Source organism: Streptomyces sp. NPDC054796 (assembly GCF_053611545.1).
This window is the reverse complement of record NZ_JBSHAO010000042.1, coordinates 59,059-80,575: the sequence shown is the minus strand read 5'-3', so window position 1 is coordinate 80,575 and position 21,517 is coordinate 59,059. Positions and strand designations below refer to the sequence as shown.

The 21,517-nt window shown below is 71.6% G+C and carries 19 protein-coding genes and 1 pseudogene; 4 read left to right on the top strand and 16 right to left on the bottom strand.

The features are described 5' to 3' along the window. Positions 1 to 100: 100 nt before the first annotated feature. From ACWGJ2_RS28945 to ACWGJ2_RS28935, 3 genes are all read right to left on the bottom strand, one after another. Positions 101 to 439 (bottom strand): P-II family nitrogen regulator, encoded by a 339-nt coding sequence (locus ACWGJ2_RS28945; RefSeq protein WP_453349211.1) that lies wholly within the window; start codon positions 437 to 439, stop codon positions 101 to 103. Then, on the bottom strand, positions 436 to 1,737 hold the full coding sequence (locus tag ACWGJ2_RS28940; RefSeq protein WP_453349210.1) for an ammonium transporter: 1,302 nt from the start codon (positions 1,735 to 1,737) through the stop codon (positions 436 to 438). Before ACWGJ2_RS28940 ends, ACWGJ2_RS28945 begins: the two co-directional genes overlap by 4 nt. Before the next feature lie 372 nt (positions 1,738 to 2,109). After that, the gene (locus ACWGJ2_RS28935) at positions 2,110 to 3,678 is read right to left on the bottom strand and encodes a hypothetical protein (RefSeq protein ID WP_453349209.1); all 1,569 of its coding nucleotides are present in this window, start codon (positions 3,676 to 3,678) and stop codon (positions 2,110 to 2,112) included. Positions 3,679 to 3,998: 320 nt separating this feature from the next. Between ACWGJ2_RS28935 and ACWGJ2_RS28930 the strand changes: the two genes are divergently transcribed. Continuing rightward, entirely contained in the window at positions 3,999 to 4,703 is a 705-nt protein-coding gene (locus ACWGJ2_RS28930) for a bifunctional DNA primase/polymerase (RefSeq protein ID WP_453349208.1), read from the top strand. Positions 4,704 to 4,914: 211 nt separating this feature from the next. Here ACWGJ2_RS28930 and ftsY read toward each other — a convergent pair whose 3' ends face one another. Then, positions 4,915 to 6,132 (bottom strand): signal recognition particle-docking protein FtsY, encoded by a 1,218-nt coding sequence (gene ftsY, locus ACWGJ2_RS28925; protein WP_453349207.1) that lies wholly within the window; start codon positions 6,130 to 6,132, stop codon positions 4,915 to 4,917. A gap of 77 nt (positions 6,133 to 6,209) precedes the next feature. Here ftsY and ACWGJ2_RS28920 point away from each other — a divergent pair, with 77 nt between their 5' ends. Beyond that, positions 6,210 to 7,208 (top strand): LLM class flavin-dependent oxidoreductase, encoded by a 999-nt coding sequence (locus ACWGJ2_RS28920; protein ID WP_453349206.1) that lies wholly within the window; start codon positions 6,210 to 6,212, stop codon positions 7,206 to 7,208. A gap of 131 nt (positions 7,209 to 7,339) precedes the next feature. Here ACWGJ2_RS28920 and ACWGJ2_RS28915 read toward each other — a convergent pair whose 3' ends face one another. The 4 genes and pseudogenes from ACWGJ2_RS28915 to ACWGJ2_RS28900 all read right to left on the bottom strand — a co-directional run. Next, positions 7,340 to 8,764, bottom strand: a complete 1,425-nt coding sequence (locus ACWGJ2_RS28915; protein WP_453349205.1) for a sugar porter family MFS transporter — start codon at positions 8,762 to 8,764, stop codon at positions 7,340 to 7,342. 250 nt (positions 8,765 to 9,014) lie between these two features. Continuing rightward, entirely contained in the window at positions 9,015 to 12,647 is a 3,633-nt protein-coding gene (gene smc, locus ACWGJ2_RS28910; protein WP_453349204.1) for a chromosome segregation protein SMC, read from the bottom strand. 221 nt (positions 12,648 to 12,868) lie between these two features. Next, positions 12,869 to 13,084, bottom strand: coding sequence for a hypothetical protein (locus ACWGJ2_RS28905; protein ID WP_453349203.1), 216 nt, complete (start codon positions 13,082 to 13,084; stop codon positions 12,869 to 12,871). 304 nt (positions 13,085 to 13,388) lie between these two features. Further along, positions 13,389 to 13,667, bottom strand: a pseudogene (locus ACWGJ2_RS28900) (acylphosphatase); the annotation flags it as partial. Between the two features lie 300 nt (positions 13,668 to 13,967). On the opposite strand from ACWGJ2_RS28900, the gene ACWGJ2_RS28895 reads away from it, so the two are divergent. Together ACWGJ2_RS28895 and ACWGJ2_RS28890 are read left to right on the top strand one after the other, a co-directional pair. Further along, entirely contained in the window at positions 13,968 to 14,858 is an 891-nt protein-coding gene (locus tag ACWGJ2_RS28895) for a CAP domain-containing protein (protein ID WP_453349202.1), read from the top strand. 98 nt (positions 14,859 to 14,956) lie between these two features. After that, positions 14,957 to 15,166, top strand: a complete 210-nt coding sequence (locus ACWGJ2_RS28890) for a hypothetical protein (protein WP_453349201.1) — start codon at positions 14,957 to 14,959, stop codon at positions 15,164 to 15,166. 46 nt (positions 15,167 to 15,212) lie between these two features. Here ACWGJ2_RS28890 and mutM read toward each other — a convergent pair whose 3' ends face one another. The 8 genes from mutM to ACWGJ2_RS28850 all read right to left on the bottom strand — a co-directional run bounded on the left by mutM (position 15,213) and on the right by ACWGJ2_RS28850 (position 21,453). Further along, complete coding sequence (gene mutM, locus ACWGJ2_RS28885; protein ID WP_453349200.1) at positions 15,213 to 16,145, bottom strand: bifunctional DNA-formamidopyrimidine glycosylase/DNA-(apurinic or apyrimidinic site) lyase; 933 nt, start codon at positions 16,143 to 16,145, stop codon at positions 15,213 to 15,215. 157 nt (positions 16,146 to 16,302) lie between these two features. Next, complete coding sequence (gene rnc / locus ACWGJ2_RS28880; protein WP_453349199.1) at positions 16,303 to 17,124, bottom strand: ribonuclease III; 822 nt, start codon at positions 17,122 to 17,124, stop codon at positions 16,303 to 16,305. Between the two features lie 19 nt (positions 17,125 to 17,143). Continuing rightward, positions 17,144 to 17,317, bottom strand: coding sequence for a 50S ribosomal protein L32 (gene rpmF / locus ACWGJ2_RS28875; protein WP_023527756.1), 174 nt, complete (start codon positions 17,315 to 17,317; stop codon positions 17,144 to 17,146). Positions 17,318 to 17,319: 2 nt separating this feature from the next. Continuing rightward, the gene (locus ACWGJ2_RS28870; RefSeq protein WP_453349198.1) at positions 17,320 to 17,877 is read right to left on the bottom strand and encodes a YceD family protein; all 558 of its coding nucleotides are present in this window, start codon (positions 17,875 to 17,877) and stop codon (positions 17,320 to 17,322) included. 300 nt (positions 17,878 to 18,177) lie between these two features. Further along, positions 18,178 to 19,410 carry a cell division initiation protein gene (locus ACWGJ2_RS28865; RefSeq protein ID WP_453349197.1) on the bottom strand — a complete coding sequence of 411 codons (1,233 nt, stop codon included), beginning with the start codon at positions 19,408 to 19,410 and terminating at the stop codon, positions 18,178 to 18,180. A 123-nt stretch (positions 19,411 to 19,533) separates the two neighbouring features. Continuing rightward, a complete protein-coding gene (gene coaD, locus ACWGJ2_RS28860; protein WP_453349196.1) occupies positions 19,534 to 20,013 on the bottom strand; it encodes a pantetheine-phosphate adenylyltransferase in 480 nt (159 codons plus the stop codon). Positions 20,014 to 20,069: 56 nt separating this feature from the next. Next, positions 20,070 to 20,669, bottom strand: coding sequence for a 16S rRNA (guanine(966)-N(2))-methyltransferase RsmD (rsmD, locus tag ACWGJ2_RS28855; protein ID WP_453349195.1), 600 nt, complete (start codon positions 20,667 to 20,669; stop codon positions 20,070 to 20,072). 268 nt (positions 20,670 to 20,937) lie between these two features. After that, a complete protein-coding gene (locus ACWGJ2_RS28850) occupies positions 20,938 to 21,453 on the bottom strand; it encodes a hypothetical protein (protein WP_453349194.1) in 516 nt (171 codons plus the stop codon). Between the last annotated feature and the right edge of the window lie 64 nt (positions 21,454 to 21,517).

Here is a 21,517-nt window from a genome sequence, read left to right as displayed (position 1 = left end):
CCGCTGGGGCTGGGGCCCGCCTCGGTCGCCACTTCCGTGTTCTCGGTCATGTGCGGTCCCCAACTCCTTTTGTGTGGTGCCCTTGACGCGCCTGGGAGCCCTAGAGCGCGTCGGGCCCGCGGTCGCCGGTCCGTACCCGGACCACGGTGTCGACGGGCACGCTCCAGACCTTGCCGTCGCCGATCTTGCCGGTGCGGGCCGCCTTCATCACCACTTCGATGAGCTGCTCGGCGTCCTCGTCCTCGGCCAGCACCTCGATCCGCACCTTCGGCACGAGATCGACGGTGTACTCCGCGCCCCGGTAGACCTCCGTGTGGCCGCGCTGGCGCCCGTAGCCGCTGGACTCGGAGACCGTCAGGCCCTGCACGCCGAACGCCTGGAGGGCTTCCTTCACTTCGTCCAGCCGGTGCGGCTTGATGACCGCGGTGATGAGCTTCATGCGTCCACCTTCTTGTCCTTGTTGCCCTCGGGCTTCCGGGGCGTCGTGCTGTCCTGGCCGCCGCCCATGTGGGGCACGTTGCGGGACGTGACCGAGGAGCCGCCCACGGCGCTGAAGTCGTACGCCGTCTCCGCGTGGAACGCCTGGTCCGCGCCGGCGGTCTCGTCGTCCTCGCTCGCCCGGAAGCCGATCGTGACCTGGATGAGCTTCGCGAGGATCCAGGAGACCACGAAGGAGAACGCCATGACCGAGAAGGCACCGATCGCCTGCTTGCCGAACTGGCTGATCCCGCCGACACCGTCGATGGCCAGGAAGCCGACCAGCAGGGTGCCGATGACGCCGCCGACGAGGTGGACGCCGACCACGTCGAGCGAGTCGTCGTAGCCCAGCTTGTACTTGAGGCTGACGGCCCAGGAGCAGACGACACCGGCGACGAGGCCGATCACGATGGCGCCGAGGGCGTTGACGCTCGCGCCCGACGGGGTGATCGCGACCAGACCCGCGATGGCGCCGGAGGCGGCCCCGAGGGTGGTGAAGGCGCCGTGCCTGATCCGCTCGTAGATAAGCCAGCCGAGGACCGCCGTGCCCGTGGCGAGCTGCGTGTTCATGGCCATCGTGGCGGCGCTGCCGTCTGCGGCGAGCGCGGAGCCCGCGTTGAAGCCGAACCAGCCGAACCACAGCAGGGCCGCGCCGAGCACGACCAGCGGCAGGCTGTGCGGGCGCATCGGCTCACGCTTGAAGCCGATCCGCTTGCCCACGACGAGGACGGCCGCGAGCGCCCCGATGCCGGAGTTGATGTGGACGGCCGTACCGCCCGCGAAGTCGATGACCTCCAGCTCGTAGAGCCAGCCGCCCTCGGCCCACACCCAGTGCGCGACGGGGAAGTAGACGAGGGTCACCCACAGGGCGATGAAGACCATCCACGCGCTGAACTTCACACGGTCGGCGAGTGCGCCGCTCATGAGGGCCGGGGTGAGAATCGCGAACATCATCTGGAAGAGCGCGAAGGCGAAGACGGGGATTCCGCCCTTCTCCGTCAGCGTCTCGGCATTGATGCCCTTGAGTCCCACGAAGTCGAAATTGCCGATGATTCCGCCGGTGTCGGGACCGAAAGCCAGTGAGTATCCGTACAGCACCCAGAGGACGCTGACGATGCCCAGGGAGATGAAGGACATCATCAGCATGTTGAGCGCGCTCTTGACCCGGACCATGCCGCCGTAGAAGAAGGCGAGGCCAGGCGTCATCAACATGACCAGGAACGCGCTGATCAATACGAAAGCGGTATCCGCGCCGTTCAATGTGGACGTCTCCTCGAAGTAACGACCCGTGCGGGCAGGATCTGATGGGCCGGGATGCGCCACAGGTTTCCTAACCCCGGTTTCCGTCGATGCCCCACCGTGTTTCGCCACCGTGACGATGGACGGGCCGGTGTTACGCCGGGATGAACTGGGGGCCGCCGTCGCGATCTCCCCGTTATTCTCTGGCGGACATCGGCGGGCACAAGGCGAAACGCGGAGAGCGACGGGACCGGCCGCGGCAGTCACCTGGATCGACCTGGCGCGGGGGAGCCGAGTCGGGCTGTCGTCGGTGGCTGCCGCGGCCGGAGTTCACGGGCCTCGCGCGCCTCGTTGGGAGGGGGCTCGCGGGGAGGGGGCTCGCGCCGGGGGTCGTCAGCCCGCCAGCGCCGCCTCGCCGTCGGGCAGCTCCGCCGCCATCCGCTTGTTGAGCTTGACGACCTCGTCCACGTCGCCGAAGTCCTGCGCGGCGGAGGCCGCCGTCATCCGCAGCTTGTTGTTGACCCGCTCCGAGCGCAGCCGCTTCGCCACGTCGATGGCCTCCTCGGCGCGCACGACGCAGCGCTCGGGCTCCCTCTGGAGCAGGTGCACGCTGGCCATGCCGATCAGATTGAGCGCGTAGGACCTGCGGTGGCCGCCCCCCTCCGCCTCCTCGGCCTCGCGCCGGAACAGCTCGACGGCGCGCTCCATCGCGGGCCGCGCCAGTGAGGCGTAGGTGGGGCTGCGGCCCGAGAAGTAGGCCAGATCGCGGTAGGAGTGGGCCGTCTCCGCGTTCAGCTCCGCCTCGGAGAAGAAGCGGATCCAGTCCGGCTCGGCGCCCTCCGCCGCGTCGACGTCCTGGAAGGTGTCCTCGGCCATCCGCACGGCACGCTTGCACTTGCCCGGCTGGCCCATGTTCGCGTAGGCGCGGGCCTCCATCGCATACAGCATGGACTGCGTGCGCGCCGTGGCTCCTTCCCTGCTGCCGTACTGCGCGAGGTGGATCAGCTCCAGCGCGTCCTCGGCACGGCCCAGGTGGATCATCTGACGGCCCATCTTGCTCAGGATGAACGAGCCGAGGGGGCGGTCGCCCGCCTCCTTGGCGGCGTGGAGCGCGAGCACGAAATACTTCTGGGCCGTGGGCTGGAGCCCGATGTCATAGCTCATCCAGCCCGCCAGCTCGGCCAGCTCGGCCGTGACGCTGAACAGCCGCCTGGCGACCGTCTCCGCGTGCGTCTCCTGGAGGAGATCCGTGACCTCGTGGAGCTGGCCGACGACCGCCTTGCGCCGCAGTCCGCCACCGCACTGCGCGTCCCACAGCCGGAACATCACCGTGGTCTGCTCCAGCAGCTCCAGTTCGGGCACCGACAGCTTCACCCCGCGCCGCATCCCCCCGAAGCCGCCTGCGGCGACGCTCCCCCGCGCCTGGGAGGGCACCGGCGCACCGCCGCCACCGGCGCCGGACGCGGCCGACGCGCCGGGCCCGCCGGGAGCACCGGGGCCGCCAGGGCTGCCGGGGCTCGGCACCAGCCAGCGCTGCATCGGCTCGATCAGCGCGGGCCCCGCGGACATCGCCAGCGAGGTGCCGAGGAAGCCGCGCCGCCCCAGCATCAGATCGCTGCGGGAGAACTCGTTGATCATCGAGACGGTCTGCGGGGCCGCCCAGGGCAGGTCCACTCCGGACGCTGCGGGCGACGGGCGGGCCGGGCGCAGGCCCAGGTCCTCGACGGCGACGACACAGCCGAAGCGCTCCGAGAACAGCTCCGAGAGGATGCGGGGAATGGGCTCGCGGGGCTGTTCGCCGTCGAGCCAGCGGCGCACGCGCGAGGTGTCCGTGCTGATGTGGTGGGCGCCCATCTGGCGCGCCCTTCGGTTGACCTGCCGCGCAAGCTCGCCCTTCGACCAGCCACTCCGCAGGAACCACGAATCCAGCCGCTCGTTCGGGCGCTTCTCGCCCTCGCCCACTGGTCACGCCCCCATCCGTCCGGCTCCATCGCCGTCGCTGGCCCGTCATGCCTCCGGGTCACTGCCCGGCTTGCCTCCGGCATACTCACGCCGCCGGGCTCGCATTGTGTGTACCGAAAGTAATCCTACGATCACCGTTCGCGCGAGGGTTCCCTCGGAAACGCCACCATTCGCCACCCCTTCGAATGAACCTCTTCCAGGCTCTTCGCGATTCACTTGACACAGGGATGCGACCGCGCCGCCGGACCCGCAGACACCGGAGTCGTCACTGTACGCAGCGCCGTCGTAACCATCGGCACACGGGACCCGTTGGAGGGAGCATGGGCTTCACGATCGGCGCCATCGGCGGTCTCAACGGCATCCGGGAGTTTCGCGAGCTGCGCCCCGGCTCCCGGCGACGCAGCCGCGCATCCGAGTGCACGGCAGTGGCCGAGTACACGGGGCTGTGGGGCTGGCCGGTCGTGCCGGGGGCCCGCGCCCTGCGCACCGGCGGCGGCCGCTCGCCGCGCGTGGAGTGCTCGTGCGGCGCGCGGGCCTGTCCGGCCCCCGGAGCGCATCCGCTCGACGCCTCCCTGGAGATCCCGGCGGGCGCCACCCTGGACGAGGCGAGCGAGGCGTGGGGCGCCGTGCCGGGCGCCGCCGTGCTGCTCCCGACGGGCCGGGCCTTCGACGTGATCGAGGTGGCCGAGGGCGCCGGGCACCAGGCGCTGGTGCGGCTGGAGCGCATGGGCCTGCCGCTGGGGCCCGTCGCCGTCGCGCCCACGGGCCGCGCCTGGTTCTTCGTCGCGCCCGGGGCCGCCGCCGAACTCCCCGAGCTGCTGTACCGCATGGGCTGGGACGACGCGGGGCTCGATCTGCGCGGACTGGGCGAGGGCGACCACATCACGGCGCCGCCCTCCGACATGGCGGGGCTCGGCCAGGTCCGCTGGCTGCGCCCGCCGACGCTGGAGGCCGCGGGCCGTCCGCCGCAGGCACGGCTGCTGCTGGGCACTCTGGCGTACGTCTGCAACCGGCAGTCGGGTTAGCCAAGGCCCGCCCGCCCCACCGGCCACGCGAGCGCGCCCCGTCCCATCTGCACCATGGGGCGGGGCGCTTCGCGCTGTGTGGGGGTGGGGGAAATGGGGTCGGGGGTGGGGGGAACGGAGACGACGTGCGCGGGAGGCCGCGCACCGGCCGATGTCGTACGTGAAGTCGTACACGATCGGTGAGGCGGGCCCGGGTCCGGGTCCAGGCCCGTCAGCCGTCGATCAGCGCCTCCACGAATGCCTGCGGCTCGAAGGGTGCCAGGTCGTCCGCGCCCTCGCCCAGGCCGACCAGCTTCACGGGGACGCCCAGTTCGCGCTGGACGGCGACGACGATGCCGCCCTTGGCCGTGCCGTCGAGCTTGGTGAGCACGATGCCCGTGATGTCCACGACCTCGGCGAAGACGCGGGCCTGGACGAGCCCGTTCTGCCCCGTGGTGGCGTCCAGCACGAGCAGCACCTCGTCGACCGGGCCCTGTTTCTCGACGACGCGCTTGACCTTGCCCAGCTCGTCCATGAGCCCCGTCTTGGTGTGCAGGCGGCCCGCCGTGTCGATGAGGACGACCTCGGCACCGGCCTCCGTGCCCTGCTTGACGGCGTCGAAGGCGACGGAGGCGGGGTCGCCCGCCTCGGGTCCGCGCACGGTGCGGGCGCCGACGCGCTCGCCCCAGGTCTGGAGCTGGTCGGCGGCGGCGGCGCGGAAGGTGTCGGCCGCGCCCAGGACGACCGACTTGCCATCGGCAACCAGGACGCGGGCCAGCTTGCCCGTCGTGGTGGTCTTGCCCGTGCCGTTGACCCCGACGACCAGGACGACACCCGGACGGTCCACGGCGCCCCGGGTCTCGGTGTGCACGGTGCGGTCCAGATCGGGGCCGACCAGCGTCAGCAGCTCTTCGCGCAGCAGGGCGCGCAGCTCGTCGGGCGTACGGGTGCCGAGCACCTTGACCCGCTCGCGCAGCCGCTCCACCAGCTCCTGGGTCGGCGCGACACCGACGTCGGCGGCCAGCAGGGTGTCCTCGATCTCCTCCCAGGTGTCCTCGTCCAGGTGCTCGCGCGAGAGAAGCGTGAGCAGTCCCTTGCCGAGGGAGTTCTGCGAGCGCGACAGCCGGGCGCGCAGGCGCACCAGCCGTCCCGCCGACGGTTCGGGCGTCTCCACCTCGGGCTCGGCCGGGGCTGCGGGCGCCTCGGCCTCCGCCGCGGGGGCCTCGGCGTCCGGCAGGCCGACCTCTTCGATCGTCCTGCGCTCCCCCTCGGGCCTGCCCGAGGCATCCTCGCCGACGTGGGGTTCGGCGGGCGGTGCGGTGGTGGTCTCGGTGGCGGATTCGGGCTGCTCGGGCCTGGTGGCCTTCTTCTTACGGCCGCTGACCACGAGCCCGCTGATCGCGGCCAGCGCGACCACGGCGATGACTACTACAAGGATGACGATTTCCATAGCCCGTCCAGTATCCGCGACCGTCAAGCATTCGCGGTCATTCCCTCTTCGGGCGCGCTCCGCTACGGTCCGCGCCCGTGACGGTACTCAGCAGCGTGCGCTTCAACCTCGTCCAGCCGGGGCCCGCCGACGACGGCGCGCCCGCACGGCTCCACGACCGCTACCGCGCGGCCCTCGACATGGCGGCCTTCGCGGACGAGAGCGGCATCACCTCGGCCATCGTGGAGGAGCACCACGGCTCCCCCGACGGCTGGCTGCCCGCGCCCCTGACCCTGGCCGGGCTGATCCTCGGCAGGACCAGACGGCTGACGGTGACCGCGTGCGCGGTGATCGCCCCGCTGTACGACCCGCTGCGGCTCGCCGAGGAGATCGCCGTCCTCGACCTGGCCAGCGGCGGACGCCTTGTGACGGTGGCCGGGATCGGCTACCGCCCTGAGGAGTACGAGGCGCTGGGGGTGGAGTGGAAGGAGCGGGGCCGCCTCCAGGACGAGGCGCTGGAGACGCTGCTCACCGCGTGGACGGGCGAGCCGTTCCCGTTCCGGGGGCGTACGGTCCGCGTCACGCCCCGCCCGTACTCGAAGCCCCGGCCGATGCTTTTCGCGGGCGGCTCGTCGCGTCCCGCCGCGCGCCGTGCGGCGCGGCTCGGGCTGCCGTTGTTCGTCGCGGCGCATCTGCCGGAGCTGGAGGCGTACTACTACGAGCAGTGCGCGCGGCACGGTACCGAGGACCGGGGGCTGTGCATGATGCCTCCGTCGGACCAGTCGCTGCTGCACGTCACCGAGGACCCGGACCGGGCGTGGGCGACGCTGGGCGAGCACTTCCTGTACGAGGCCCGTACCTACGCCTCCTGGCAGACCTCGGACGTGCACTCCGCAGTGCGCTCGGGTGCCCGGAGCGTCGAGGATCTGCGGGCCGAGGGGATCTACCGCTTCGTGACGCCCGAGGAGTGCGTCGAGCTGGCCCGCACGTCGGGGCAGCTCACCCTGCACCCGCTGTGCGGTGGGATGCCGGTGGACGAGGGCTGGCGCTCCCTCCATCTGCTGGGGGAACGGGTGCTGCCGCGCCTGGAGGGCTGAGCGCGGACGCGGGGTCTCGGGGACGCGGGAACCCGGACATGGCGACATGGCGACATGGCGCTGCCCCGGCACCTGGCACGGACCAGGGACCGGGGCAGCTCTCGTTGCCGAGGAGAGGGGCGGCGGGGTGTTTAGCCCATCTCCTCCAACGCCTTGCCCTTCGGTTCCGGCACCCACTTGAGCAGGAACGGAATCGAGAGCAGGGCGAAGATCGTGTAGATCACGTACGTGGCCGACAGGTTCCACTCCGACAGGCTCGGGAAGCTGGCGGTGATGGCCCAGTTCGCGATCCACTGCGCGGAGGCGGCGACGCCGAGCGCGGCGGCACGGATCTTGCTCGGGAAGATCTCGCCGAGCAGCACCCAGACCACGACGCCCCACGAGAGCGCGAAGAACAGGGTGAAGGTGTGGGCGCCGATCAGCGCGACCATGCCCTGCGCGTCGGGCAGGTGCACCTCGCCCTTGACCGTCTCCTTGGCGGAGAAGGCCCAGGCGACGAGCGCGAGGGAGACCGCCATGCCGATGGAGCCGATGAGGGCCAGCGGCTTGCGGCCGATCTTGTCGACGAAGATCATCGCGATGACGGTGCCGAGGATGTTCACGATCGAGGTCGTGAACGAGTAGAAGAACGAGCTCTCCGGGTTGATGCCCACGGACTGCCACAGCGTCGACGAGTAGTAGAAGACGACGTTGATGCCGACGAGCTGCTGGAACAGCGACAGGAAGATGCCGATCCAGACGATGGGCAGGAAGCCGAAGCGCCCGCCGAGCAGGTCACGGAAGCTGGACTTGTGCTCGGTGTGCATCGCCTCTTCGATCTCGGCGAGGCGCGCGTCCAGCTTCTCGTGGTCGCCCTCGACCTTCGCGAGGACCTCGCGCGCCTTGACCTGGCGGCCCGCGGAGATCAGGAAGCGCGGGGACTCGGGGATCACGAAGGAGAGCAGGAAGTAGACGACCGCGGGGATCACCATGATGCCGAGCATCCACTGCCAGGCTTCGAGCCCGGCGAGCTTGCCGCGCTGGTCACCGTCGGCGAGGTTGAGGATGCCCCAGTTGACGAGCTGGGAGACCGCGATGCCCAGGACGATCGCGCCCTGCTGGAAGGAGGCGAGGCGGCCCCGGTAGGCGGGCGGTGACACCTCGGCGATGTAGGCCGGGCCGATCACCGACGCCATGCCGATGGCGACGCCGCCCAGGACGCGCCACATCGCCAGGTCCCACAGCGCGAAGGGGAGCGCCGAGCCGACCGCGCTGACGGTGAAGAGCACCGCCGCGATCTGCATCACGCGGATACGGCCGATGCGGTCGGCGATGCGTCCGGCGATGGCGGCGCCGATGGCGCTGCCGATGAGCGCTGCGGCGATGACCTGCGCGAGGAGTGCGGAGCCGATGTCGAACCTGCCGCGTACGGCCTCGACGGCGCCGTTGATCACGGAGCTGTCGTAGCCGAAGAGGAAGCCGCCCATCGCTGCGGAGGCGGTGATGAAGACGACGCGGCCGAGCGGGGCCGGCTGACTGCCTGCCGCGGGCTGCGCCATCTGCGAGGTGCTGGTCAAGGTGCTCTCCTGCGGTGCCCGGCGGCGGTGCCGGGCTCGGTGACGTCACCTTCCAGTGGGGCACACGAGGGGCCGACCCACCAGTTGAAGGTAAAAGTGACGTTGCAGAGACTATGCCTTCAAGTTTCGAAGTCAATAGGTCTTAAGAGATGAGTTTGCTCGCACACGCACCCCTCACACGTTCACTATGTGAAGTACCGAACGATTGCCGGACCCGTGCGGGCGGCGTGCCGGCCTCGGCCGGGCGGTCTCAGCTCAGCCGCTGGCTGATGACCTTCGAGACGCCGTCGCCCTGCATCGAGACGCCGTACAGCGCGTCGGCGACCTCCATCGTCCGCTTCTGGTGCGTGATCACGATGAGCTGGGAGCTGTCCTTCAGCTCCTCCATGATCCGGATCAGCCGCTGGAGGTTGGTGTCGTCCAGGGCCGCCTCGACCTCGTCCATCACGTAGAACGGGCTGGGTCTGGCCTTGAAGATGGAGACCAGCAGCGCCACGGCCGTCAGCGAGCGCTCGCCGCCCGAGAGCAGCGAGAGCCGCTTGACCTTCTTGCCGGGCGGACGGGCCTCCACATCGACCCCCGTCGCCAGCATGTCGTCCGGGTCGGTCAGCACCAGCCGCCCCTCGCCGCCAGGGAACAGCCGCGAGAAGACGCCCTCGAACTCGCGGGCCGTGTCGTAGTACGCCTCCGTGAAGACCTGCTCGACGCGCTCGTCGACCTCCTTCACGACCTGAAGCAGGTCGGTACGCGTCTTCTTCAGGTCCTCCAGTTGCTCGCTGAGGAACTGGTGCCGCTCCTCCAGCGCCGCGAACTCCTCCAGCGCCAGCGGATTGATCTTCCCCAGCTTCTGGTACGCGCGCTCCGCCGCGCGCAGCCGCTTCTCCTGCTCCGCACGGACGAACGGCACCGGCTTGTTGCGCGGGTGCTCCGGGTCCTCGGGCAGCTCCTCGCCCTCGGCGGGAGGCGAGGGCGGTACGAGCTGGTCGGGCCCGTACTCGCCGACGAGCCCCGCGGGCTCCACGCCCAGCTCCTCCAGCGCCTTCGTCTCCAACTGCTCGACCCGCATCCGCTTCTCGGCGCCCAGCACCTCGCCCCGGTGCACCGAGTCCGTCAGCTTGTCCAGCTCGTCCTTCAGCTCGCGGCCCTGGTTGCGCTCGGCGGTCAGTGCCTGCTCGCGCTCGCTCTTCGCGCGCTCCGCGTTCTCACGGGCCTCGGTCGCCCGTACGAGGGACACCTCGATGTGTGCCAGCAACTGGCGAGCGCCGCTCGCGACGGCGCCCGCCACCTCGGCCTCGTGCCGCATCCTGGCCCGACGCTGCTCCGCGCGCGCCCGCGCCTCGCGTTCGGCGCGCGCCCCGCGGTCGAGGGAGTCGGCGCGCCCCGCGAGGGACTTCACGCGCTCCTCGTGCGTACGGACCTGGAGTCGGGCCTCCATCTCGGTCTGCCGCGCGTTGGCGCCGTCGGCCGACAGCCTGTCCCGTACGGACGTGTCCGGCTCGGTCTCCTCGTCCTCCTGCGCCTCCTCGGCTACGGCCAGCCGTTCGGCCAGCTCCTCCGCCTGCTCCGTCGCGCGCTGAAGCGCCTCCTCGGCCTTGGCGACCGCGGCGGCGGAGCGCTCGGCCTCGCCCCCGGCCGCCCTCGCCTGGCCGCCGAGCTGCCCGAGACGGCCCGCGACCTGGGACTTCTCCCTGTCGGCCGCGCTGCGGCGCGCGCCCAGCTCCTCGACGCGTGCCGCGCACTCCCTCCGGTGCTCCTTGGCCCGTTCCTGCGTGGCGTCCAGCTCCTCGCAGCGCGCCGCCAGTTCCTCCAGCTCCGCCGCCGCCTCGTCGACGGCCGCCTGCGCTTCCAGCAGGCTGGGAGCGCCCGCCGAGCCGCCCTGCGCGAAGTGGGCGCCCAGCAGATCCCCCTCCTCGGTGACCGCCTTCAGCTCGGGGCGCCGCGCGATCAGTTCCTCCGCGTCCTCCAGCGTCCCGACGACGACCACGTCGCGCAGCAGCGTCCGTACGGCGGGCATCAGCGCCGCGGGCCCGCGCACCAGGCCGGCCGCCTCCAGGGGCACGCGCTCCCCGTCGTGCCGCGCGCCCTGCGCCGCTGACCAGTCCGACGCGGTGCCGTCGCCCCCTGGCGGGGCCGCGTCCGCTTCTCCGTCGGCCCCGGCTCCGGTCCCGGAGCCCAGGAGCAGCGCGGCCCGCCCGGCATCGTGCTTACGGAGCAGACGCAGCGCCTCGGCCGCCGTCGACGGGTCGGCGACCGCCACCGCGTCGGCCGCCGCGCCCAGCGCCGCGGCGACGGGCACCTCGAACCCCGGCGCGACGGTGAGCAGTTCGGCGGCGGGCCCGAGCAGCCCGGAGAGCTGGTCGGCGGCGGACAGCAGCGCGCCCGACCCGTCCTTGCGGCGCAGCCCGAGGGCCAGCGCGTCGTGCCTGGCGGAGGTCGCGGCACGCTCGCGCTCGGCCAGCGTCGCCGCCTCACGGGCCGCCGTCAGCGCGGCCTCCGCCTCGGCCAGCTCGCGCTTGGCCGCCTCGTGCTCCTCCGCCAGCTCCTGGTCCCCGGCGTCCAGCCCGTCCACCTCGGCCTGGAGCGTCTCGTACTCCCGCTGGGCGCGCGCTGCCCGCTCCCCGGCCTCGTCGCGTGCTGCGGCCAGCCTGTCGATCTCCGCCTGGGCCGAGGAGGCGCGGCTGCGGGCCGCGTTGACCTGGCCGTGCAGCCTCGCCAGCCCCTCGCGACGGTCCGCGATGGCCCGCGCGACGTCCTTGAGGCGGCGCTCCTCCTCCTGTAGCCGCCGCTCCAGCTCGGCCCGGTGCGCGACGGTGTCGTCCAGCGCCCTCGTCGCCGCCTCCAGCGCGGCCTCCAGCTCCGCCTCCTGCTCGCGGATCCTGGCCGCCTCGCGCTCCATCTCCTCCGGGTCACGGCCACGCCGCTCCTCGGCGGGGGCCGCGCTCGCGTGCTGGACGCGCTGGTCGGCGAGGCCGACGGTGCCGCGCACGCGCTCGGCCAACTGGGACAGCTCGTACCAGGTCTGCTGGGCCCGCTCCAGACGCGGCGTCAGCGTCCGCACCTGCTGCTCCAGTTCGGCCTCGCGGCGCAGCGCGTCCTTCATCTCGGCCTCGACGGCCTCCTTGCGCTCCTTGAGCGCCGCCTCGTCGGCGACCTCGGTGCGCAGGGCATCCCGGAGCGTGACGAGGTCGTCGGCGAGCAGCCGCAGCCGCGCGTCGCGCAGGTCGGCCTGGATCACCTGGGCCTTGCGCGCGACGGCCGCCTGCCGTCCCAGCGGCTTGAGCTGGCGCCGCAGTTCGTCGGTCAGGTCCTGCACGCGCGAGAGGTTCGCCTGCATGGCGTCCAGCTTCCGCAGCGCCTTCTCCTTGCGCTTGCGGTGCTTGAGGACGCCCGCCGCCTCCTCGATGAACGCGCGGCGGCCCGTCGGGTCGGCGTGCAGCACGCCGTCGAGCTGACCCTGCCCGACGATGACGTGCATCTCGCGGCCGATGCCGGAGTCGGAGAGCAGTTCCTGGATGTCGAGCAGCCGGCAGGTGTCGCCGTTGATCTGGTACTCGCTGCCGCCGTTGCGGAACATGATCCGCGTGATGGTGACCTCGGAGTAGTCGATGGGGAGGGCACCGTCGGCGTTGTCGATGGTGAGGGAGACCTCGGCGCGGCCGAGCGGGGGCCGCCCGGTCGTCCCGGCGAAGATGACGTCCTCCATCTTGCCGCCGCGCAGCGACTTCGCGCCCTGTTCGCCCATGACCCAGGAGAGCGCGTCCACGACGTTGGACTTGCCGGAGCCGTTGGGGCCGACGACACACGTGATGCCGGGCTCGAAGCGCAGCGTCGTGGCGGAGGCGAAGGATTTGAAGCCCCGCAGTGTCAGGCTCTTGAGGTGCACGCCGTCGGACTCTAGTCCACACGCCCTCCGGGACGGCCCTCCGGATGCGGCGCTGCGCGCCGATAGGACTTTTTCGGTTTCACCGGGGAGGGGGAGGGGCACATCAGTCGGTAACGAAGTTCCGGGCAACCGGTGGGGAAATGACGAAGGGACGCCGAAGCGTCCCTCGCAGATTTTTCTTTAGCGGTGGGTTGCACAGCCCGACCGGCCCGGCGGGCTGGTCAGGTCAGCGCGGGCTCCGCCTTGGATACGTCGAAGCTTTCGATGCCTTCGAGCACCGAGTCCTGGTGCCGGGCGGCGGCTGCAAGGGCGTCGTTCTCGGCCTGCATCCGAACGAGTTCGGATTCCAGGTCCTGGACACGCTGCTGAAGCCGTCGCATCTCGGCGAGGACTCGGGGGTCGGAACCGCCGACGTAACCGAGAAGCGCCTTTGCCATGATGGATGGTCCTCCACACTGAGTGACCGACCGAAGCGGTGGTAGGTCGAGGGGGATGATGAACACCCGCTGTGCTTGTTCTGCACTTATCCTCAAGACCAAACAGCACAGGTGCGCGGGGTTCCCAGCGTCTCACCAAAAGGTATGACGGTCAACACGATCACACCCCGCGGCGCCGGGCTGCCATGACGTGGCGCTCTCGGGGCCGGAGGCGGAGGCCCTCGACTCGACGGGCTTGTTGATCACCTTTGACTCGCTTGGCGAGAGCCTTGCACGCCGGACCGCGATTGGCAACCGTTTTGGATCACCGGATCGCGAAGCCGTCGTAGCCGCCCCTCGGCTCGTCCCAGATCTCCGTGACGCCGTCCACGCGCCCCGGCGTGTCGCCCGTACGCAGCCACTCCAGCAGTTCCTCGCAGTCCGCGCGCGCCCCCTCGGCCACCACCTGGACCCGGCCGTCGCCCAGGTTGAGGGCGAAGCCGACGAGGCCGCCGATGCGCAGGGCGCACGCTCGGGTGAACCAGCGGAAGCCGACGCCCTGCACCTGTCCCCGCACCCAGGCGGTCAGCCGGGCCCGCTCCGCGGCGCCGCTCGCGCCTCCGCTTCGGCCTCCGTCTTCCGTTCCGGTTCCGGGGCCGGTTTCCGCGTCGGTACCGGCACCGGGAGCGGCCCCTGGAGTGCCCTGACCCGTTTCCGCACCGTCGTCCGGTGTGTTCGATGTGCTCGCAGCCATGACCTGCACGCTATCCGGACATTTCTCCGGCAGGCACATCCGCCCCCTCCGTCATGCCGTACAGTCCCGCACCAATGAGGCCCACTCGTGTGGGTGATGAGTGGGAAAAGTGACGACGAGCGACCGCCGAGCATTGTGAGGACAGCAGAGATGGGCCGCCATCGACGCGTTACCGCAGCAGCTCCCTCCCCCGACCACGCCCCCGCCCCCGGTGCCCACCGGCACCGGGCACACGGGAAGCGCGCCGCAGCCCCCGTACGCACCGGCCTGCTCGGCGCTTCCGCCGCGCTCGCGGTGGGCGCGGTGGCCGTGGCCTCCGGGCTGATACCCGGGCCCGGTGCCCTCGGCGGCGGTCAGGGCGCCGACAGCGTCCAGGCGGGCGGACCGCCGGACCCGCAGACACGGGCCCCCTCCCCCGCCTCTCCCTCCGCCTCGGAACGCGACTCGGGTCCGAGCCGCGACGCGGACCGCAAGACCGCCCCTTCGGCGCAGCCCTCCGATTCCGGCAAGCCCTCCGAGAAGCCCTCCGGTTCGCCGTCGCGGCAGCCCTCGGACAACAAGGGCGACGGCGACTCCTCGGCGTCCCGCCCGGGCAGCGGCGGCGGCAAGGCCGAGAGCGAGGGTTCCGGGAACGGCGGCGGCACGACGGGCTCCTCGGGCCCCGAAGCAGCGGCGGAGGCCCAGGTGCTGAGCCTCGTCAACCAGGAGCGCGCCCAGGCGGGCTGCAAGCCCGTGACCGCCGACTCCGAGCTGGCCACACTCGCCGGCGACTTCAGCGAGGACATGGCCAGGCTCGGCTTCTTCGACCACACCTCGCCCGACGGCAAGAGTCCCTGGGACCGCGCCGAGGAACAGGGCATAGACGACCTCGGCGGCGAGAACATCGCCCGCGGGCAGGCGAACGCGCAGTCGGTGATGGACTCCTGGATGAACAGCCCGGGCCACAAGGCGAACATCCTCAACTGCGACTACCGCACACTGGGCGTCGGCGCGCACTTCGCCGAGGGCGGCCCGTGGTGGACGCAGGACTTCGGCTTCTGAGGTCCCCTCACCCCGGATCTCCTCCGTCCGGTGATGCCACCGGCAGCACTGGGTAGGAGGGTGAAGGAGTCGATCACCGACCCAAGGGGGAAAACCTGATGGTCCTGCTCATCGTCATCGGCATCTTGATCGTGGCTGCCCTGACCGGCATCACAGCCACCGTCGCCAGGCGTCAGCGCCGAGGGAGCAGCCGTGACGACGTCCACGGTGACGGCCGTGCGGTCAGCGACCCACAGGCCGACCAGTGGAAGTGGAAGGCCCGCATGGGCGGAGGCGGCGGCCACCAGGGCATTCCCCCCGGCATGTAGGCACGGGGCCCCGGCCCGCTCCCGTACCGCGTGACCAGCGGCCGGGCTAGCGGGCAGGGGCTTCCGGCGCGCCCGGTTCCGGATCGGCCGCGCCCGGGGTCGCCGGGGACGAGGCGCGGGTCGTGCGCGGGCGCGGGGTGCGCTGGCAGCGGGGGCAGAAGTAGCTGGAGCGGTTCATCCAGGCGCGACGGCGCATAGGGGTGCCGCAGCGGCGGCAGGGCTCATCCTCGCGCCCGTAGGCGTCGAGGGAGCGCGCGAAGTAGCCGGACTCGCCGTTCACGTTGACGTAGAGGCTGTCGAAGCTCGTGCCGCCCACGGCCAGGGCCGCGTTCATCACATCGCGGACGTGGCCGAGCAGCTCCGTCGTCAGGGGACGGGTCAGGGTCGCGGTGGGGCGGTCGTAGTGGAGGCGGGCGCGCCAGAGCGCCTCGTCGGCGTAGATGTTGCCGACGCCGCTGATCAGCGACTGGTCGAGCAGCGCACGCTTGACCGTCGTACGGCGGCGGCGCAGGGCCGCGTGGAACGCGGCGTCGTCGAAGTCCGGGTCCAGGGGGTCGCGGGCGATGTGCGCGATGACGTCGGGCAGCCCGTCGGCCGTCTCCGGGTGGAGCGAGAGTCCGCCGAAGGTGCGCTGGTCGACGAAGCGCAGCTCGCCCGCGCCGGGATCGGTGAAGGCTATGCGGATGCGCAGGTGCTTCTCGTCCGGGGTGCCGGGCGGCTGGATCAGCAGTTGCCCGCTCATGCCGAGGTGGGCGAGGACGGAGACGCCCGCGTCGCCCAGCGGCAGCCACAGGTACTTGCCGCGCCGCATGGCCGTGCCGATCCGCCGGCCCTTCAGGCGCGCGGCGAAGTCGTCGGGCCCCGCGAGATGGCGTCGCACGGCGCGGGGGTGCAGCACCTCGGCCTCGGCGACCGTACGGCCTGCGGCCCAGCGCTCCAGTCCGCGGCGCACCACTTCGACCTCGGGCAGCTCGGGCAAGGCGTCCTCCTCGGGAGGGGTCACAGCGAACACGGCGAACGGGCTCGGCGGGCGCGGAGCGGGGTGCACCGGCGGGGGAAGCGCCCACGCACCGGCGCGGGCCCCTGGGTGAATGCTGAGTGCGTCACCCGGTGGACCCGCGCCGGAGGGGGCTGTTTCACGCGCCCCTGGAAGTCGCCTTCTGCTCGGAGGAGGCGTTCTCGGCGCCGTCGCCGTCGCCCGACGCCGAACGGATCGCGTGCCAGGCGGCCTCGGCCGCCTGCTGCTCCGCTTCCTTCTTGCTGCGGCCGGTGCCGGTGCCGTGCGCGACACCACCGACGCGGGCAGCAGCCGTGAAGGTCTTCTCGTGGTCAGGGCCGGTCTCGGTGACCACGTACTCGGGAACGCCCAGCCCCTCTGCCGCCGTCAGCTCCTGGAGGCTGGTCTTCCAGTCCAGGCCTGCGCCGAGGTTGGAGGACTTCTCGATCAGCGGGTCGAAGAGCCGGTGCACCAGCTCGCCCGCCGCGTCGAGCCCCTGGTCGAGATAGACCGCGCCGATCACGGCTTCCAGGGTGTCCGCGAGGATCGACGCCTTGTTCCGGCCGCCGGTGCCCTCCTCGCCCCGTCCGAGGCGGATGAAGGCCCCTAGATCGAGACCGCGCGCGACCTCGGCGAGGGCGCGCGAGTTGACCACGGCGGCGCGCAGCTTCGCGAGCTGGCCCTCCGGGAGGTCGGGGTGCACGCGGTACAGCGTGTCGGTGACGACGAGGCCGAGGACCGAGTCGCCGAGGAACTCAAGCCGTTCGTTGGTGGGCAGGCCGCCGTTCTCGTACGCGTACGAGCGGTGCGTCAGCGCACGCACCAGAAGGGCGGACTCGAGTACGTACCCGAGCCGCCCTTCCAGAAGCGTGTGGGACGAGGCCGCATCCACCAGATCCGCCTGTGCCGGTTCGCTCCCGCCGCGGCGGGCAGCGCTTCCGGTCGTGTGGGCGTCTGACATGGAGCCTGTCACCCGCCGATCAGACCTCGAGGACCTGACGCTTGTTGTACGTGCCGCAGCTCGGGCACGCGATGTGCTGCTGCTTCGGCTCCTGGCAGCGCTCGCACTTCACCAGGGTGGGGACCGCAGCCTTCCACTGCGACCGGCGGTGGCGCGTGTTGCTGCGCGACATCTTCCGCTTCGGAACAGCCACGGCTACTTCTCCTGTGAGTCATCCCCGCGGACACGGGGCACGTTGTCCTTCTCGCCGTCCCTGATGGTTTCGGCGAGTCCCTGCAATGCCGCCCAACGGATGTCGACGGCGTCTTCGTGATGGTGGTCCGGGTCGTCCAAGAGCCGCACCCCGCACTCGGGGCACAGCCCGGGACAGTCCTCCCGGCACACCGGCTGCAACGGCAGTGACAGCACCACCGCGTCCCGCAGCACGGGCTCAAGGTCGAAAAGATCGGCCTCAAGGAAGAGCGTGTCCTCCTCCTCGGCGTCGTCGCCGGGCTCCGCGCTGGGGCGGCTCCGGTCGTCGGCGTCGGGGTAGGAGAACATCTCCTGGAAATCCGCTTCGCACTGCTGCTCAAGCGGCTCCAGACACCTTACGCACTCCCCCTTGAGCGGCGCATGGGCGGTGCCGGTGACCAGCACCCCTTCCATGACCGACTCCAGGCGGAGGTCGAGCTCGATGGTCGCATCGTCCGGGACGCCGATGACCTCGATACCGAGGTTCCCGGGAGACTCCACCGTGCGGGAGAGCCTCTTCATCGCACCAGGACGCCGCCCCAGCTCACGTGTGTCGAACACGAGAGGGGCACGGTGGTCAAGGGGGGATTTCAGAGCTTCCTGCTTTCTACGGACCTTCTACGGTGGGGCTCACCGCCCGGGCCTTGCGCGTCCGGGCAGCCGTCATCGCGGACATGATGCGCGACCGAAGAGCCAGGATACTGGACGCCCAGCCCATGACCCAATCCGGACGGGCCGGGGCCGGGACCGGACGGCTCAGCACCTGCCGCGGGAGGGGTGAGCACCCGCTCCGGGGCCGGGCGGCGCCCGCTCCGGGACGGGTCAGCGCCCGCCCTGTCCGTAGCGTTCCTCGTACTGACGGACCTGTTCCAGATCGATCATGCTCGTGTCGAAGAGGCTGGTCTCGTCGAGCTGGGGCTGCTGCACCTGCTGCGGATGCCCCTGGTGCCCCTGGTGGACCTGCTGCTCCGGCGCGTAGTGCTGCTGGAAGTCCTGGGCGTACTGCTGCTGGTGCTGGTGCTGGTCGTAGCCCTGCGGCTGCTGCGCGTAGTACGGGTCCTGCTGCTGGCCGTAGTAGGGGTCCTGCTGGTAGCCGTACGGGTCCTGCTGCGGGAAGTCCTGCGGGTAGTAGTAGCCGTCCTGGTGCTGCTGGAAATCCTGCTGAACCTGCTGGACCTGCTGCGGGTGCTGGACGTGCTGGGCCGCGTACGGGTCCGCCGCCTCCGCCATGGCGGGCTGCGCGGGCTGCTGGTCCGGCTGGGGCGGGTACGGGGGCTGCTGCTGTACGTGGGGCTCGGCCTCGTCGTGGGAGTGCACCCGGTCGGCGGGCGAGGCGGCGAGGCCCGCCAGGAAGTCGGCGTCGCTCGTGTGCACCTGGCCGCCCGCGCCGTCCGGGTCGAGCAGGTGGGCGCCCAGCTCGTCGGAGGGCTGGTGGCCCAGCAGCTTCTGACGGCCGCGGCCGACGGCCTCCAGCGTCTTGGAGAGCACCGCGGAGACGGAGCCGAGGCGCGCGTCCACGTAGGCGTCGGCGCGCTGCCGCAGCTCGTTCGGGTCGGCGGTGCGCTCGGGGGCGTCCTGCGCGTACTCCTCGCTCCACTCCTCGGAGCCGGGGCCGCTGCCGAGCAGCTTCTCGCGCCCGCGCTCCACCGAGCCGATGGTCTTGCTCAGCACGACCTCGAAGTTGGCGAGCTTGCTGTCGACGTAGTCGTCGGCCTCGGTGCGGATCTCCTGCGCCTCCTGGCGGGCCTCCGCGAGGATGCGGTCGGCCTCCTCCTGGGCGCGCCGCGCGACCTCCGTGCCGGAGACGAGGGAACCGCGCTCGGCCTGGGCCGATTCGATGATCCGCTGGGCCTCGGCCTGCGCGTCGGCGACCATCCGCTCCCGGCCGCCGAGCAGTTCCTGCGCCTGGGCGAGCGACCCTGGCAGCGCTTCGCGCACCTCATCGAGCAGGGCGAGCAGCTCCGCGCGGTTCACCACGCAGGAGGCCGACATGGGCATCGAACGCGCGCCGTCGACGGCCGCCACGATCTCGTCGAGTTTCTGCTGAACGTCCACGGAGGTGACTGTACGGCCCTTGGGCGCCAACTCGACACCTGATGCCGGAAGCTGGCGCTCCCGCGCGGTTCGGGGCGGTTCCGGCACCTGTCAGGCGCGGCGCAGGGGCGGGTCAGGGGTGGATCAGGAGCGGCTGAGCCTGTCGGTGAGGGCGCTGTGCACCTGCTCGGGCACCAGGTGGGAGACGTCGCCGCCCCAGGTGGCGACCTCCTTGACCAGGCTGGAGGAGAGGAAGCTGTAGGTGGGGTTCGTCGGGACGAAGAGGGTCTCGACGCCGGAGAGGCCGTTGTTCATCTGGGCCATCTGGAGCTCGTAGTCGAAGTCGCTCACGGCCCGCAGGCCCTTGACGATGGCGGGGATGTCCCGCTCCTTGCAGAAGTCGACGAGGAGGCCGTGGAACGCCTCGACCTCCACGTTCCCGAAGGGCGCGGTGACCTCGCGGATCAGATCGATCCGCTCCTCCACTGTGAAGAGGCCCTGCTTCGACTTGTTGATCATCACCGCGACGTGCACGACGTCGTAGAGCTTGGAGGCGCGGGCGATGATGTCGAGGTGTCCATTGGTGATGGGGTCGAACGACCCCGGACAGACTGCGCGGCGCACTGGCGATTCCTCGCTCTCCGGACGATCGGATGCCCGGGGACCGCCCCCGGATGCTCTCAACATGACGCGGGAGTAACTTCCCGTACGGCGGCGCGACCGTACCAGAGCGTGCCCTCGCCGTACCGACGGGCGCGGAGCCCCTCGAAACCGTCGGGCCAGCGGAAATCGCCGCCTCTGGTGCTTCGTTCCACGGTGGCGAGCGCGTCGGCGGCGATCCAGCCCCGGGACCGGAGTGTGAGCAGGATCTCCCGGAGATCGTCGTCGCCCACGGCGTACGGTGGGTCGAGGAAGACCAGGTCATAGGGCTCCTCGGGGGCGGGTCCCGCGATGATCTGCTCCGCCTTGCCGCCGCGTACCTCGGCGCCGGGCAGGCCGAGGGCGCGGACGTTCTCCTGGATGGTGCGCGCCGCGCGCGCGTCGGCCTCCACGAGCAGGACGTGCGCGGCGCCGCGCGACAGCGCCTCCAGACCGACGGCGCCCGAGCCCCCGTAGAGGTCCATCACCCGCAGTCCCCGCCAGGCGGCGGCGCCGCCGAGCTGCGCCTCCCAACTGGAGAACAGCCCCTCGCGGGCGCGGTCCGAGGTGGGGCGGGTGCCCTTGCCCGGAGGCACGCTCAGCCGTCGTCCTCCGGCGGCGCCTGCGATCACGCGGGTCATGGGGAAGGTCCTTCGCTGGGTCTGCCGACGGGGCGGTCGGGGCGGGTGGGGTGCGGGCGCGCCGTGCGGGACGCACGGCCGGGGCGACGGATGTGCCGGACGCCCGCCGGTGCGCGGGACCGGGGGCTTCCCGTGCCGGCGGCGCGCGGCGACGGAGGCCGCCACGTGGCCCGTGCCGCTCACCCACGAGGATCCCATGGCCGCCGCACGCTCGCCGAACGACCTGGGCCGCGCATCGCGGCCCTCCACAACCGGGGCGGAGGGCTCCCTAGCGCGGGCCGTCAGGGTCCGAGCCGACGAGCGCGGGCGAGGCGTACCGGGACCAGGAGAGGCAGCCGTCCGGAGGGCAGAACTCCGGGCGGCGCGGATCGTGGCCCAGTTCGCGGAGCTTGGCGCGGACCGAATCGGGCGTACGGCCGAAGCGCGCTGCGACGCGCGCGAGCGTCTCGCCCTCGTGGAAGCGCCGGACCAGGTCCTCCTCATGTGCGGGTATCCAGGGGGCGCCGTGGCCGGGGAACAGTTCGCGCAGCACATCGCGGTCCGGGATCGGCTCGGCGACATCGGCGGCGAGGGCGAGTGCGCGCAGGGCGCGGTTGAGTGCGATGCGGAGCACGGGGACGTCGGTGAGCGGCATGGTGAGGGCGCCGGAGGCGATCAGCGTCTCCGGAGTGGCCTCGTGCCAGCCCGTCAGCGTCAGACCGACCGTCGTGTCGTCGTCGCTGGACAGCTCGACGCGGAAGATCTTGTCACCGAGCGGCAGCTCGTTGATGTGCCGGAATGCCATGGAGGGTCCCCCTCGGTCCCGTCGCGCCGGTCTCGTACGGACCGGTCCCGGACTGTTCCCATCC